The following is a 13500-nucleotide window of genomic DNA, read 5'->3' as shown; positions in this document are numbered from 1 at the left end:
GATTACTGGCCCACTCTGGTACTGACAACGTCAGGTACGGGAGGGGGTAAGATCGAGCCAGTGCTTAACTGAACTGTAAATAGGCAACATGGGTCTGCAGATACTCCTCCAGACCATGTTTTCCATCGGCACCACCGACACCCGATTTACGCCACCCGGCATGAAATCCCTGCATCGCTTCGAAGTTTTCACGGTTAACGTAGGTTTCGCCGAACTTCAGCTTTCGCAGCGCGGTCATGGTGGTATTCAGATTCTGCGTATAAATCGAGGAGGTCAGCCCATATTCGCAGTCGTTGGCCAGCTTAATCGCCTCATCCAGCGTTTTAAAACTTATCACCGGCAGAACCGGGCCAAAAATCTCCTCCTGCATAATCGCCATCTCCTGGCGCACATCAGTCAGCAAGGTGGGCTGGAAAAAGAAGCCTCTGTCTCCGGCGCGCTTGCCGCCCAGCACCACTTTCGCCCCTGCGGCGACGGCCTCTGCCACCTTCTGCTCCACCCGATCCCGTGCTGCGGCATTAATCAGCGGACCCATATCGATATCGTTACGTTCGGCCGGATCGCCAAATGTCACCTGCTGAAACGCGGCGGTCAGCGCGCTGATAAAACGATCGTAAATGCCTTCCTGCACATAGAGCCGCTCCACGCAATTGCAGACCTGGCCGCTGTTAATGATCCGCGAGCTGACGACCGCCCGCACAGCCAGCTCGAGGTCGGCATCATCCATCACGATGGCGGGGGCTTTGCCACCCAGTTCCAGCGACACTTTGGTGACATTTTTAGCCGCGGCTTCCATGGTGGCAATGCCCGCACCAACGCTGCCGGTCAGACTCACCAGACCGACCCCGGGATTTGCCGCCAGCTCCTGTCCTACTTCCGGTCCCAGACCATAAACAAAGTTAATGACGCCAGCAGGCAGGCCCAGCGTTTGTATGATGTCGGCAAAAAGTGCCGCATTATTCGGTGTCAGCTCACTGGGTTTGATCACGATGGTGTTTCCGGTGATCAGGGCCGGTGCCGCTTTGCGGGCAATGAGGAAGAAGGGGAAATTCCACGGCAGTATTCCGGTAGTGACGCCGATCGCTTTTTTAAACAGGAAGATGTTTTCGTTGGGGCGGTCACTGTTGATGATCTCACCTTCATAGCGCCGCGCCCACTCCGCCATGTAATCGAGGTAGTCGGCGGTGAACATCACTTCGGTCTTCGCCAGCCCCTGGGTTTTTCCACCCTCAGCCACAATGGTTGCCGTCAGTTCAGGCTCACGCTGGCGGATGGCGGTGGCAATTTTGTGCAGCCAGACGCCGCGCTCTACTGCAGGCAGCGCTTCCCATCCAGGCTGAGCCACTTCTGCGGCGCTGATGGCAAGGCTGGCATCCTGACGACTGCCCTGGGGAATACGGGACAGCAACGCCTCCGTGGACGGATTGATCACTTCAATCCACCGGTCACCCTGGTGGGCTACAAATTCGCCATTAATGTAATGTTGATGATGTGTTGTCATTCGCTTAGCTCTCCGCTATCGATACGTTGCAGTAATGTGATAGCAGGGTGAAACAGATTGCTCAGGGCTACCTTTAGCTGATTGCCAGCTGCCGGTTGCGCTTGGCAGCCAATCACAGATATCGGTGAGTTCTGCGGCAAAAACGTCAATATGTTGTAGATTTAAAGGAGTGAAGTGGTAATAAAGGGGTTAAATCATGGCAAATGGATGGGCGTCAGAAGGCGCAGTACAGGAACAGATCGATAGCACCGTCAATGACGGCATTGAGCGGGTAAGACAGTCGATTGGACAGGGCGAAAGCGCCACCGAATGTGAGCTCTGCGGCGAGCCGATCCCCGAAGCGCGTCGTCAGGCGCTTAAAGGCGTGCACTATTGTGTGGCGTGTCAGGAAAAAATCGACAAGCAGCAGCAGACCAGCAGTTTATATAACCGTCGGGGCAGTAAAGACAGTCAGTTGCGCTGACCCTCAGGAGCCTGGCATCGCCAGGCCACTGCCAATAAACCACGCCAGAAAGCCCACGCCCGCCACAATGATGGCGATCGGAAACAGAATTCCAATTCTCATAATTTACCTGCTGCAAACAGCGATTTCAGGGGCTGCGATCTTATCATGAGATCTGCAATACGGCGCGGTGGGTTTTCAGCAGAGTGAACAGCTGGAACTGCGTTGCATCATTTTCCTCCCGCAACACCTCACCTTTTTTATAGAGAATATGGTGAACATGCCCGAGCTGACGCCAGACCACTATCGCTGAGGCGATCAGGGCGCAATGCTGATCCGCCTGCACACACTCAAGGGTGGCATAGTGGGTTTCATCCAGGCCATTCACAAACACCTTTATCGCATCTGCAGGTAATATCGCGCGCAGATCATCCAGCATTACCTGGCTGACTGACTGCGAAAGAAACAGCGTTAACCACTTTGTCGTCATCCCATTCCCTGATCCGATCAATTTTCCCCAGTTTATACGACCTTGCCCGCGTTAATGAAAGGCTTCTTTGCACATTTGCCAACCTTCCCTTGTGAATGGCAGTCAGATCAGAATTGTGCTGCGCCACACAGCAAAAATGAAAAAAACATTGAATAATAAGTTACTTACTTAACTAATCGTCCGGTTTTCTGACAACGGTGAAATTGTGATCCCTGATGGGCACAACGGGTAAATATTGCCACTTCACTGTGGCTTCCGGCATTTATCCAAAGGCTGAGGAATTCCTGCTGAACGTAGACTGCCTGCTGAGCGGAAGCAGACAGGTTTCCGACAGGCCTCAACCTAACCGGGGAATAACAATGAACAGTGCCATTATTGCGGGTATCTTCTGGCATTTTGTCGGAGCTGCCAGCGCCGCGTGTTTCTACGCGCCTTTTAAACAGGTGAAAAGATGGTCATGGGAAACCATGTGGTCGATCGGTGGCCTGATGTCGTGGCTGATCCTGCCGTGGGCGGTAAGTGCCATTTTACTGCCAGATTTTATGGCCTATTACAGCAGCTTCTCGCTGTCCCAGCTGACACCGGTATTTCTGTTTGGCGCGATGTGGGGCATAGGCAATATCAACTACGGCCTGACCATGCGTTATCTCGGCATGTCGATGGGGATCGGTATCGCGATTGGCATTACCCTGGTGGTCGGCACGCTGATGACACCGCTTCTGCAGGGGCGCTTTGGTGAGCTCTTCGCGTCGGCGGGTGGCCGGTTAACCCTGCTGGGCGTACTGGTGGCACTGATTGGCGTCGGGATTGTGTCGCGTGCCGGGCTGTTAAAAGAGCGGGCGCTGGGGATTAACGCAGAAGAGTTTAATCTCAGAAAAGGACTGGTGCTGGCGGTGATGTGCGGCATCTTCTCGGCGGGTATGTCCTTTGCCATGGATGCGGCTAAGCCCATGCATCAGGCCGCCGCTAATCTTGGCATCGATCCGCTGTATGTAGCTCTGCCCAGCTACGTGATCATTATGGGCGGCGGGGCTCTGGTTAATCTGGCCTTCTGTTTCTGGCGGCTGGCCACCCGGCCAGAGCTGTCGGTGCGTAAAGACTTCTCGGTCGGGAAGTCGCTGCTGATTACCAATACCGCTTTTGCGGTGCTCGGCGGCACCATGTGGTATCTGCAGTTCTTCTTCTATGCCTGGGGCCATGCCAGAATCCCGGCGCAGTATGACTATGTCAGCTGGATGCTGCACATGAGTCTATACGTCCTGTGTGGTGGTCTGGTGGGGCTGCTGCTGAAGGAGTGGAAGTCTGCGGGACGCCGCCCGGTAAGCGTGTTATCAATCGGCTGTGTGGTGATTATCATTGCCGCCAATATTGTGGGACTTGGCATGGCGGCCTGATCGCGAATAGTGACTCTGTCTTTATGCAGGCGGGGCCTGCCAGACTGATGGCTCACTCCGTCGGGGTTTTACTTACAACAACACATTAGTTTAATTCGCAGGCACTGTTTCCCGGCAATGTGGAACAGCTTTTCTCTGTTACCTCAACGGGCCTGCTATGCAGGCCCGTTTTATTAAGACTCGGCACTTTTCAGCGCCTGGCGTGGCGCGATAAATTGCTGTCGCCAGGCGCTGGGAGGCAACCCGGTGTCACGGGTGAAGACCACCGAAAAATAGTTACTGTCATCAAAGCCGCAGCGGGCAGCAACCTCACTTATCAGACAATCCTGGGTGCGCAGCAGATATTTTGCCTGACAGAGCTGTAGCTGACGCAGGTAATGACCGATGGTCATCCCGGTCTGCTGACGGAAAAGCTGCCTCAGCGCCCGTTCGCTGAGCTGGTTCTGCTGACAAAACTCCGCGAGATCAAAGGGGCGGGCAATCGCACCCTGCAACACTGACATCAGCAGATCGAGCTGTTCGCCCTCCGGCAACGCCCAGGGGCGGTCGGCCGCGTAGCCGTGGCGGCGCAGAATCAGCGCCAGCTGTAAAAACAGCGCCTCCGAGAGCTGAACTGACAGGGGATCGCTTTTTCGGCTTTCACGCTCCAGCTGGCTGATCACCCCACGGGCCAGCGCCATCCCTCGCGTGGTCAGCCGCCAGCCGCCAGGCGCATCCGGGCCCTGTTGCGGCAGCAGCTGATTCCAGTCAAGAGCAAGACCAAAGCGATCACGACAGTAGAGGATATTATCCAGCACCAGATCGTTAACGCTGTCGTAGCTGTGGCAGTCACTGTCGCGGATATAAAAAACGTCGCCACAGGTAATCAGCCAGGGCCGATCGTTGAGGACGTGCAGGCCATTGCCGCGCCAGACAATCACGATTTCACTGAACTCGTGTCGATGCGGCGGGAAAGAGAGTTGTGGCATCCTTTCGGCGACCGCCACCGGTAGAGTAGTGGCGGGAAAATAGTCATCCCGACTGAGTATCAACGCCATGATTGGCTCCTTTACATCATCTGCTGGCGCTCCGCTCGCGGTGCGCAGCCAAATTCGCGCCTGAACAGGGTTGAGAAATGGTTGCTGTCACCAAATCCACACTGGAAGGCGATATCGGTAATTCGCATATCACTGTGACGCAGCAGATGACGGGCCTGCAACAGCCGCACACGGTTCAGGTAGCGCTGCGGCGTGCTGCCGGTTTGCTGCTTCATTTGCCGATGCAGGGTACGCAGCGACAGGGAGAAGCGGTCAGCCAGTTCATCCCAGATAATCTCATCACTGTAATGCTCACCCAGCCAGTCGAGCAGACGATGCAGCCGCGCCTCCTGATCCTGACTCTGTCCATCAATGCACGCCTCACGCAACAGCACCAGCAACTGTAAAAAAGAGCTGTTCCTGACGCGCCTGTTTTTCCATCGACCAGGTATCATCCGGCTGCATCTGCGCCGCCACACTCAGCGCCTGCGTCATCACCTTTTGATTGATGCGCCAGTGGGAAGCATATTGCCCGTCCTGATCGCAGGGCAGTAAAGCCTGTAACCCGGAGAGAAAGCGAAACGCGCCGGGGCTGCGATAAAGCACGTTGGTCAGGCAAAGGTTGTCGGTCTGCTCATAAAGATGACGATCGTGATCGCGCACAAAGCAGACGCAACCGGCGCACAGCGTTTGTGGCTGACCATTAAACACATGAATGCCAGAGCCTTGCTCAACCAGCACAATTTCATGGAAATCATGATGATGTTCCGGGAAGGCGGCCTGGGGTACGCGGGGTTCAATCGCAATGGCGTAATCGCCTTCGGGGAAAAAATCCGCACTGTGCAATATGGTCATGGTCATCTCTCGCTGCTTAACAAAACCGTAACGCAGTCTAATCAGCACGCTCTAACCTTACCTTGAATTTTCAGCCTGACTCAGCAGGAATCATGCTGATTTTTCAAGAAATCCTCAGCAGTTAACAGATTTGCGGCAGGGGTCACATCCTCCCGCCTTTCGCCTCTGTGATCTCTCTCACGAAGTTCTTTGCAAGTCTGCCAGGGCTTATCAGCCGCTGGCACTCCGGGGAAGGTCTTTAACCGGCCAGGTTTTTACTCTGTGACCACTCAATCACAGGGAAAAGTCGCCATGACCAGGAGAAACATTGTTGCTATTGATCTCGGGGCATCCAGCGGGCGGGTCATGCTCGCAAGCTGGGATGCTGCGCAGCGCCAGCTCGCGCTTCGTGAGGTCCGGCGCTTTAAAAATAAGCGCCAGCGTCGTGCCGGTTATGACTGCTGGGATCTGACGATGCTTGAGCAGGAGATACGCGCCGGGCTGGCTCAGTTAGATGAAGAGAAGATTGTGCCAGACAGTATCGGTATCGACACCTGGGGCGTTGATATGGTGCTGCTGGATGCAGAGGGCGAGCCGGTGGGTGAGGCGGTCAGCTACCGCGATGCGCGCACCCACGGCCTGATGGAGCAGGCGCAGCACGAACTGAGCCGCAGTGCCATCTACGCCCGAACCGGCATTCAGTTTCTGCCATTCAATACGCTCTATCAGATGCGCGCCCTGCATCAGCAGCAGCCCGACTGGCAGGCCCGCGTGGCGCATGCGCTGATGATGCCGGACTATCTGCATTATCGCCTGACCGGTAATCTCAACTGGGAATACACCAACGCCACCACCACGCAAATGCTCAATATTCACAGCGGCGAATGGGATCGTGAGCTGCTCGCCTGGGCGGGCGTTGCTCCTGAATGGTTCGGTCAGCCGCAGGCATCGGGCAACATCGTCGGCCACTGGGTCAATAGCGCGGGTGTCCCGGTCCCGGTGATTGCCGTCGCCACCCACGACACCGCCAGCGCGGTTCTGGCAACGCCGCTGATGCAGGACGATGCGGCCTATCTCAGTTCCGGAACCTGGTCGCTGATGGGCTTTGAAAGTTTGCAGCCTTATGCCTGCGATGCCGCGTTACGCGCCAATATCACCAATGAGGGCGGCGCAGAAGGCTACCGCGTACTGAAAAATATCATGGGCTTATGGCTGTTGCAGCGCATCTGCGGCGAACTTCAGATTGACGATCTCAGCGCACTGATTGATCAGACGGCCCGCCAGCCCGCCTGTGTTTCACTGATTAGTCCCAACGATGCGCGCTTCATCAATCCCGACAGCATGGTTAACGAGATTCAGAACGCCTGCGCAGAGCAGGGAATGCCGGTGCCACAATCTGCCGCCGCGCTGGCCCGCTGCATATTTGACAGCCTGGCACTGCTCTATCGCGAGGTGATCCAGGAGCTGGCAGAGCTGCGAGGCAAACCTTTCAGCCAGCTGCACGTGGTAGGGGGGCGGCAGCCAGAACCGTTTTCTTAACCAGCTCTGTGCCGATGCCTGCCAGATTCCGGTACTGGCAGGTCCGGTTGAAGCCTCCACGCTGGGTAACGTCGGTTGCCAGCTGATTGCGCTTGGCGAACTGATCGATGTGGCTGATTTCCGCTGCAGCGTCATCAACAACTTCCCACTGGAAAAATTCGAACCGCAAACTCACAGCGTCTTCAGTGCCAGTCAGGCACGCTTCGCGACGCTGAGTCAACCCGCTAAGGAACCCGCTTATGACTAAGCAGATTGAACAGGCTTTTGAACTGGCTAAACAACGCTACGCTGACAATGGAGTTGATGTTGAACAGGCCATTCGCCAGCTGGACAGCATTCCTGTCTCGATGCACTGCTGGCAGGGGGGACGATGTCCGGGGCTTTGAGAACCCACAGGGCGCATTGACTGGTGGCATCCAGGCGACCGGCAACTATCCGGGGCGGGCACGCAATGCCAGTGAATTACGCAGCGATATCGACAAGGCGATGTCTCTGATCCCAGGCGCAAAACGTCTGAACCTGCACGCTATCTATCTGGAAAGTGACAAGCCAGTCGATCGGGATGCCATTGAACCTGCCCATTTCGCCAACTGGGTCGCCTGGGCGAAAGAGCACAACTTAGGGCTGGATTTTAACCCCAGCTGCTTCTCGCATCCGATGAGTGCCGACGGTTTTACGCTGTCGCACAGTGATAAAACCGTGCGTCAGTTCTGGATCGATCACTGTAAAGCGAGTCGCCGCATCTCCGCTTCGTTTGGTGAGCAGCTTGGCACGCCGTCAGTGATGAATATCTGGGTGCCGGACGGCATGAAAGATATTACCGTGGATCGCCTGGCCCCGCGTCAGCGTCTGATGAGCGCACTGGATGAGGTCATCTCAGAAAAACTGAATCCGCAGCACCATATCGACGCGGTTGAGAGCAAGCTGTTTGGCATTGGCGCAGAGAGCTACACCGTGGGCTCCAATGAGTTTTATCTTGGTTACGCCGCCAGCCGCCAGACGGCACTATGCCTGGATGCAGGACATTTCCATCCCACCGAAGTGATCTCCGACAAAATTTCCGCCGCGATGCTCTATGTACCGCGTCTGCTGCTGCACGTCAGCCGCCCGGTGCGCTGGGACAGCGACCATGTGGTGCTGCTGGATGATGAAACTCAGGCGATCGCCAGTGAGATCGTCCGCCATCAGCTGTTCGACAAAGTGCATATCGGACTCGATTTCTTCGACGCCTCTATCAACCGGATTGCCGCCTGGGTTATCGGCACCCGTAACACCAAAAAAAGCGCTGCTGCGTGCTCTGCTGGAGCCAACCGACCGTCTGCGCCAGGCCGAGAACGAGGGCGATTACACCGCGCGGCTGACGCTGCTGGAAGAGCAAAAATCATTGCCGTGGCAGGCGGTATGGGAAGCCTGGTGCCTGCGCCATGACGTCCCGGCTGATGCCAGCTGGTTAGGCGACGTCCGCCATTATGAACAACAGATTTTGAGCCAACGTTAAGGATTTCACTATGCAAAGCATTCTTTCTTCCGGGTTTGTTAAGGGAATGGTCAAAGCAACCAGCGATATGTGGCTGAAGGGCTGGGACGAACGTAATGGCGGCAACGTCAGCCTGCGTCTGCTGGAAGAGGAGGTTAAACCTTTTGCCGCTGATTTCTGCCTGCAACCGCGCTGTATTGAGCTGACACAACCCGCGCCGGCGCTGGCGAACGACTGGTTTCTGGTGACCGGGTCAGGAAAATTCATGCGTAATGTCCAGCTTGATCCGGCGGATTGTCTGGCACTGCTGCAGGTCGATGACAAAGGGCTCTCTTATAAAATTCACTGGGGCCTGTCGAATGGCGGTTTGCCCACCTCCGAGCTGGCGTCACACTTTCAGTCTCACGCGGTGCGTAAAGCGGTCAGCAAGGGTGCAGACCGGGTGATCATGCACTGTCACGCTACCAACTTTATGGCCTTAAGCTATGTAGTTGAGATGGATTCCGCCCGCTTTACCCGCCTGCTGTGGGAAGGGAGTACCGAATGTCTGGTGGTGTTCCCGGACGGTGTGGGTGTTTTACCCTGGATGGTACCCGGCACCGATGAAATCGGCACCGCGACCGCCGGACAGATGCAGTCACATACCCTTGTGATGTGGCCATTCCACGGTGTCTTTGGCACGGGCCCGACACTCGATGAGACTTTTGGTCTGATTGATACGGCGGAGAAATCGTCAGAAGTGATCGTCAAAGTGCTGTCGATGGGCGGTATTCGTCAGAGTATCACCACAGAACAGCTGGTTGCATTGGGTGAGCGCTTTGGTGTGAAGCCGTGGCAACCGGCGCTGGATGCAGGGCCTGCTAATGCTGCGTAAAGCCTTTGTGATGCAGGTGAATCCTTATTGCCATGCAGAGTATGAGCGTCGGCACTCACCGATCTGGCCAGAACTGGCCGAAACCCTGAAAGCGCACGGCGCGCACAACTATGCCATCTGGCTGGACGCCGAGCGGCATCTGCTGTTCGCCAGTGTTGAGATTGAATCTGAGGAGCGCTGGAACGCGGTGGCGGAAACGGAGGTCTGTCAGCGCTGGTGGGCATCAATGAAAGATCTGATGCCGTCTAATGCAGATAACAGCCCGATCAGTGAGCCGTTAAAACCGGTTTTCTTTCTGGAATAAAATCGGGAATAAAAGATGAAAAGGGCGGCATCGCCGCCCTGATATTTTTAACGCTTAGCCTGACACAGGCCGGTGAGTGTCGGCCACATCGCCATCAGCGTATCAATAATGCTCTCCAGATCGTCACGCTCAACGCCTTCACGCGCTCGCACCGACATGCCCTGCAGCATACAACTCAGATAACGTGACAGCGCGGGAATGTTTACTGACGCACTCAGTTCGCCACGCTGCTGACGCGCCAGCAGAAAATCTTTTAACACATGCTCCTGCGACTGATGCTGCTGTTGCAGCATGGTGGCAATCTCTGCTGAAGCCGCCGACAGGGCGGTCGAGGTGCAGATAAAGAAACAGCCGCCGGGAGAGTCGCGTTCGGTAAAACAGGCCGCGGTGGCGCGGAAATAGGCTTCAATAGCCCGATCCACCGGTAACTGGTCATCGCCCAATGCCGCTTCACGCCATGCACTGAACTTCTCCACATAGCGCTCCATCGCCGCGCGAAACAACCCCTCTTTATTAACAAACTCGGCGTAGAGGGTTGGCGCTTTCGCGCCGGTTGCGGCCACCAGATCGGCAAGAGAAGTTCCCTCGTAACCGTGCGTCCAGAACAGGGTCAGAGCTTTATCGAGCGCTGCTTCGCGATCGAACACTTTTGGTCGGCCGCGGCATTTCTTTACATCGCAATCCTGAACCTGACTCATACATCCTCACTGACAGTAAAACACCCTATTAAATTACCGATCATTATAAAAATGTGCAAGGCCTGGCGTGGATGTCGCCGGCAGGGGTTGCCATTTTGTGCGCCAGCGCATTATTACAGCCCCTTAGGTTAAGTCAGAAAAGAGGCTGAAGCCCATAATCACGCCACTTACCGAATAAAATAACGCTCATTAAATAAATGTTGACGACAAACCGTATCGGGGTCTATCATTTGTTTAACGGTCATTAATTAAATAGTGACAACCCATTCAGACCAACCGAATTTCAATATTGAATAGAGAGATTATTATGAAAAACATCAAAACCACCCTGGCAGCGCTGGCACTGACTACTCTGACTTTTGGCGCATCTGCCGCTGACCTGGTGACCAGCGAACCTGTTAATCAGCAGCCAGTTGGCACCATCTCTGTACTGGGCGGCACCAATCTGTCTTCTGTTGAAGCGCAGCTGAGTGCTAAAGCGGATGAAGCGGGTGCGAAATCGTTCCGCATCACCTCAACCAGCGGCCAGAACAAACTGCACGGCACGGCTGTGATTTATCAGTAATTTTTGTTTTTCAACAGAATAAGTGAGAAGGGGTTCGTTATGAAAAGTATCAATATGATGGTCGTGGCGGCTGTGCTAAGTGGTCTGTCATTTGCCAGCGTAGCGGCCCAGCAGGTCAGCAGCACACCGCTGGATCAGCAAAAAATCGGTGTTATCAGCGCAACGGGCAGTACTAATCTGCTTTCGCTGGAGCAGCAGCTGTCAGAAAAGGCCAGCGATGCAGGAGCAAAGTCTTTCCGCATCACTTCGACCTCTGGCAGCAACAACCTGCATGGCACAGCCGTTCTTTATAGATAAAGTGATCGGTAAATAACCCTGAACAGGCTTCAGATAACCCGCTTATCTGAAGCCTTTTTTTATTATCCGTTACTGCGTAACTGTGGATAACGACGGAAGATATAAACACACCAGAGTAACGCCACAAGGCCAATCATCCCGCCGACATTGCCGACTTCCGCCATGCTCAGATGCAGGCTGACCTGATTACCCAGCAGCGCACCCGCGCCGATACCGATATTGTAGATACCGGACATCAGCGACATCGCCACATCCGTGGCATCCGGTGCCAGCGACAACACCCGCACCTGCATACCCAGTCCGATCATCATCATCGCCATTCCCCAGACAACGCACAGCGTTGAGATAGCCGCAGGGCGAACGGCAGCAAAAATCAGCAGGCCCATGCACAGGGTGATCAGCGCGATGGCCGCAATCAGCAGTCCGGAGGGAAACTTATTACCGAGTGTGCTGAACAGTACGCTACCCACAATGCCCGCAGAGCCAAACAGCAGCAGTAGCAGGGTAGTGAAGTTGCCACTGGAATGGGCCACGGTTTGCATAAAGGGCTCGATATAGCTGTAAGCGGTGTAATGCGCGGTAACGACCAGCGTCACCAGCAGATACATGCTGACCAGCGCCGGACGGCGAAACAGCATCGGCACACTGCTCAGCGAGCCGGTATGTTCACTCGGCAGACGCGGCAGGATGCGCACCAGCATAATCATCAGCACCAGTGCCGAAAGGCCAATCGCGCCGAAGGTCGTACGCCAGCCAAGATACTGACCCACCACGCGGCCAATCGGCACGCCCAGCACCATCGCCAGCGCGGTACCGGTTGCCAGCATACTTAGCGCCTGAGTTTTCTTACCGGCCGGAGCGACGCGAATCGCCAGCGAGGCGGTGATCGACCAGAACACCGCGTGAGACAGGGCGATACCCACGCGTGACACCATCAGCGACCGGAAATCCCAGGCAACGGTAGAAAGTACGTGGCTGACGATAAAGATCAGGAACAACACACCCAGCAGCAGTCGTCGCTCAATATTGCGGGTCAGCAGCATCAGCGGCAGTGAGAGCAGTGCGACCACCCAGGCATAGATGGTCAGCATGATCCCGACGTCAGCCGTCTGCATTGAAAAGTCAGCAGCGATGTCAGACAACAGGCCAACCGGCACAAATTCGGTGGTATTAAATACAAAGGCGGCGATGGCCAGCAATACCACGCGTAGCCAGGCAGTTTTACGTGAAACAGTAGTTGGTTGCATGAGGAGTCAAGTCAGTCAGTACAGCGAATCGGATGCGGCAGAAACATCCAGCGAAAGTGACCTGCGTCACAAATTACTGACCATTGTAGTGAATAAAGCGGGAAGAGAAACCTTATAAACGCCTTTTAATGCTGAAATTTTTTTATCGCCCCATCACAGGGCGATAGCCTGAGGTTATTGACCGCGACGCCGGGCGGGCATCATTCGCAGCAGAGTATTGTCTTTAAGCAGATAGTGATGGAACAGTGCGGCAGCAGCATGCAGTCCGATAAGCCAGTAACCCAGCGGTGCCAGGGTTTCATGCCAGCCAATCAGCATATCCGCCATATCAAAGTCAGGTTCAGGCGCGACCGGCATGCTGATGCCAAACAGCCACCATTCCCGACCTTTAAGATAACGCGATGTCAGGCCGAGGATCGGCAGAGTGATAAACAGGGTATAGAGCAGGGTATGAGTCAGATGTGCCAGCCCGGTTTGCCAGCGCGGCGGAGCGGGAGTAATGGGCGGTGTGCGATGCCGTGTGCGTAAAAAGAGGCGGGCAAGCATCAATACCAGGATGGTCGCGCCGGCGCTGAAATGGGTAATGATCATGGCATAACCCTGCCAGGATCCGCGCTGTGCAAAACCGCGCAGTTCAATGGTGGCGTAGGCCGTCACCACCAGTAAAAAAGGTGAGCCAGTGAAGGGCTATCTGAGCGCGCGCAAACTTATCCCGCATTGTGCATTCCATTAAAGAGAATCAGGAAGATTAACATAACGGAAAACAGCGGTAATTCTTAACAAATTAGCGCAGCGGGAAAAATTTTTCCCCCCTTACCAGGT

Annotated in this window: 12 protein-coding genes and 4 pseudogenes; 8 read left to right on the top strand and 8 right to left on the bottom strand. The window is 55.2% G+C overall.

The window, feature by feature from the left end:
* Nucleotides 1–64: 64 nt before the first annotated feature.
* Nucleotides 65–1501, bottom strand: coding sequence for an aldehyde dehydrogenase (aldA, locus tag JNO11_RS09960; RefSeq protein ID WP_325177254.1), 1437 nt, complete (start codon nt 1499–1501; stop codon nt 65–67).
* A 196-nt stretch (nt 1502–1697) separates the two neighbouring features.
* On the opposite strand from aldA, the gene JNO11_RS09955 reads away from it, so the two are divergent.
* Nucleotides 1698–1964, top strand: coding sequence for a DksA/TraR family C4-type zinc finger protein (locus tag JNO11_RS09955; RefSeq protein WP_010244737.1), 267 nt, complete (start codon nt 1698–1700; stop codon nt 1962–1964).
* Between the two features lie 3 nt (nt 1965–1967).
* On the opposite strand, the gene JNO11_RS09950 is transcribed toward JNO11_RS09955, so the two are convergent.
* Nucleotides 1968–2066: a YoaK family small membrane protein gene (locus tag JNO11_RS09950; protein ID WP_008925225.1), complete on the bottom strand. Its 99-nt coding sequence runs from the start codon at nt 2064–2066 to the stop codon at nt 1968–1970.
* A 43-nt stretch (nt 2067–2109) separates the two neighbouring features.
* Complete coding sequence (locus JNO11_RS09945) at nt 2110–2433, bottom strand: hypothetical protein (RefSeq protein ID WP_010244743.1); 324 nt, start codon at nt 2431–2433, stop codon at nt 2110–2112.
* 359 nt (nt 2434–2792) lie between these two features.
* On the opposite strand from JNO11_RS09945, the gene rhaT reads away from it, so the two are divergent.
* Nucleotides 2793–3827, top strand: coding sequence for an L-rhamnose/proton symporter RhaT (rhaT, locus tag JNO11_RS09940; protein ID WP_325177253.1), 1035 nt, complete (start codon nt 2793–2795; stop codon nt 3825–3827).
* A 173-nt stretch (nt 3828–4000) separates the two neighbouring features.
* On the opposite strand, the gene rhaR is transcribed toward rhaT, so the two are convergent.
* Together rhaR and rhaS are read right to left on the bottom strand one after the other, a co-directional pair.
* Nucleotides 4001–4864: an HTH-type transcriptional activator RhaR gene (gene rhaR, locus JNO11_RS09935; RefSeq protein ID WP_325177252.1), complete on the bottom strand. Its 864-nt coding sequence runs from the start codon at nt 4862–4864 to the stop codon at nt 4001–4003.
* Nucleotides 4865–4875: 11 nt separating this feature from the next.
* A pseudogene (gene rhaS / locus JNO11_RS09930) lies at nt 4876–5698 on the bottom strand (HTH-type transcriptional activator RhaS).
* A gap of 291 nt (nt 5699–5989) precedes the next feature.
* On the opposite strand from rhaS, the pseudogene rhaB reads away from it, so the two are divergent.
* From rhaB to rhaM, 4 genes and pseudogenes are all read left to right on the top strand, one after another.
* Nucleotides 5990–7463 (top strand): annotated as a pseudogene (gene rhaB / locus JNO11_RS09925) (rhamnulokinase).
* Nucleotides 7456–8714, top strand: a pseudogene (locus tag JNO11_RS09920) (L-rhamnose isomerase). Before rhaB ends, JNO11_RS09920 begins: the two co-directional pseudogenes overlap by 8 nt.
* 10 nt (nt 8715–8724) lie before the next feature.
* On the top strand, nt 8725–9567 hold the full coding sequence (gene rhaD, locus JNO11_RS09915) for a rhamnulose-1-phosphate aldolase (protein ID WP_022625622.1): 843 nt from the start codon (nt 8725–8727) through the stop codon (nt 9565–9567).
* Nucleotides 9557–9871 (top strand): L-rhamnose mutarotase, encoded by a 315-nt coding sequence (gene rhaM, locus JNO11_RS09910; RefSeq protein WP_010670186.1) that lies wholly within the window; start codon nt 9557–9559, stop codon nt 9869–9871. The genes rhaD and rhaM overlap by 11 nt, the downstream gene beginning before the upstream one ends.
* A 47-nt stretch (nt 9872–9918) precedes the next feature.
* Here rhaM and JNO11_RS09905 read toward each other — a convergent pair whose 3' ends face one another.
* Nucleotides 9919–10569 carry a TetR/AcrR family transcriptional regulator gene (locus tag JNO11_RS09905; protein WP_010244765.1) on the bottom strand — a complete coding sequence of 217 codons (651 nt, stop codon included), beginning with the start codon at nt 10567–10569 and terminating at the stop codon, nt 9919–9921.
* Nucleotides 10570–10876: 307 nt separating this feature from the next.
* Between JNO11_RS09905 and JNO11_RS09900 the strand changes: the two genes are divergently transcribed.
* Both JNO11_RS09900 and JNO11_RS09895 read left to right on the top strand, forming a co-directional pair.
* Nucleotides 10877–11134: a DUF1471 domain-containing protein gene (locus tag JNO11_RS09900; RefSeq protein ID WP_031592385.1), complete on the top strand. Its 258-nt coding sequence runs from the start codon at nt 10877–10879 to the stop codon at nt 11132–11134.
* A 39-nt stretch (nt 11135–11173) separates the two neighbouring features.
* The gene (locus tag JNO11_RS09895; protein WP_010670183.1) at nt 11174–11431 is read left to right on the top strand and encodes a YdgH/BhsA/McbA-like domain containing protein; all 258 of its coding nucleotides are present in this window, start codon (nt 11174–11176) and stop codon (nt 11429–11431) included.
* Nucleotides 11432–11493: 62 nt separating this feature from the next.
* Here the strand turns inward: JNO11_RS09895 and JNO11_RS09890 are convergent, their stop codons facing one another.
* Together JNO11_RS09890 and cybB are read right to left on the bottom strand one after the other, a co-directional pair.
* Nucleotides 11494–12678, bottom strand: coding sequence for a sugar transporter (locus JNO11_RS09890; protein WP_010244774.1), 1185 nt, complete (start codon nt 12676–12678; stop codon nt 11494–11496).
* 174 nt (nt 12679–12852) lie between these two features.
* Nucleotides 12853–13396: pseudogene (gene cybB / locus JNO11_RS09885) on the bottom strand (cytochrome b561).
* Nucleotides 13397–13500: the final 104 nt, after the last annotated feature.

It is taken from the genome of Pantoea sp. 1B4 (assembly GCF_016925765.1).
GTDB classification, from domain to species: Bacteria; Pseudomonadota; Gammaproteobacteria; order Enterobacterales; family Enterobacteriaceae; genus Pantoea; species Pantoea agglomerans.
This window is presented reverse-complemented; position numbering and strand designations above follow the sequence as displayed.

Coding starts and splice junctions, on each gene's coding strand:
- aldA (WP_325177254.1), bottom strand. CDS start 1,501: ATGACAACACATCATCAACATTACATTAATGGCGAATTTGTAGCCCAC.
- JNO11_RS09955 (WP_010244737.1), top strand. CDS start 1,698: ATGGCAAATGGATGGGCGTCAGAAGGCGCAGTACAGGAACAGATCGAT.
- JNO11_RS09950 (WP_008925225.1), bottom strand. CDS start 2,066: ATGAGAATTGGAATTCTGTTTCCGATCGCCATCATTGTGGCGGGCGTG.
- JNO11_RS09945 (WP_010244743.1), bottom strand. CDS start 2,433: ATGACGACAAAGTGGTTAACGCTGTTTCTTTCGCAGTCAGTCAGCCAG.
- rhaT (WP_325177253.1), top strand. CDS start 2,793: ATGAACAGTGCCATTATTGCGGGTATCTTCTGGCATTTTGTCGGAGCT.
- rhaR (WP_325177252.1), bottom strand. CDS start 4,864: ATGGCGTTGATACTCAGTCGGGATGACTATTTTCCCGCCACTACTCTA.
- rhaD (WP_022625622.1), top strand. CDS start 8,725: ATGCAAAGCATTCTTTCTTCCGGGTTTGTTAAGGGAATGGTCAAAGCA.
- rhaM (WP_010670186.1), top strand. CDS start 9,557: ATGCTGCGTAAAGCCTTTGTGATGCAGGTGAATCCTTATTGCCATGCA.
- JNO11_RS09905 (WP_010244765.1), bottom strand. CDS start 10,569: ATGAGTCAGGTTCAGGATTGCGATGTAAAGAAATGCCGCGGCCGACCA.
- JNO11_RS09900 (WP_031592385.1), top strand. CDS start 10,877: ATGAAAAACATCAAAACCACCCTGGCAGCGCTGGCACTGACTACTCTG.
- JNO11_RS09895 (WP_010670183.1), top strand. CDS start 11,174: ATGAAAAGTATCAATATGATGGTCGTGGCGGCTGTGCTAAGTGGTCTG.
- JNO11_RS09890 (WP_010244774.1), bottom strand. CDS start 12,678: ATGCAACCAACTACTGTTTCACGTAAAACTGCCTGGCTACGCGTGGTA.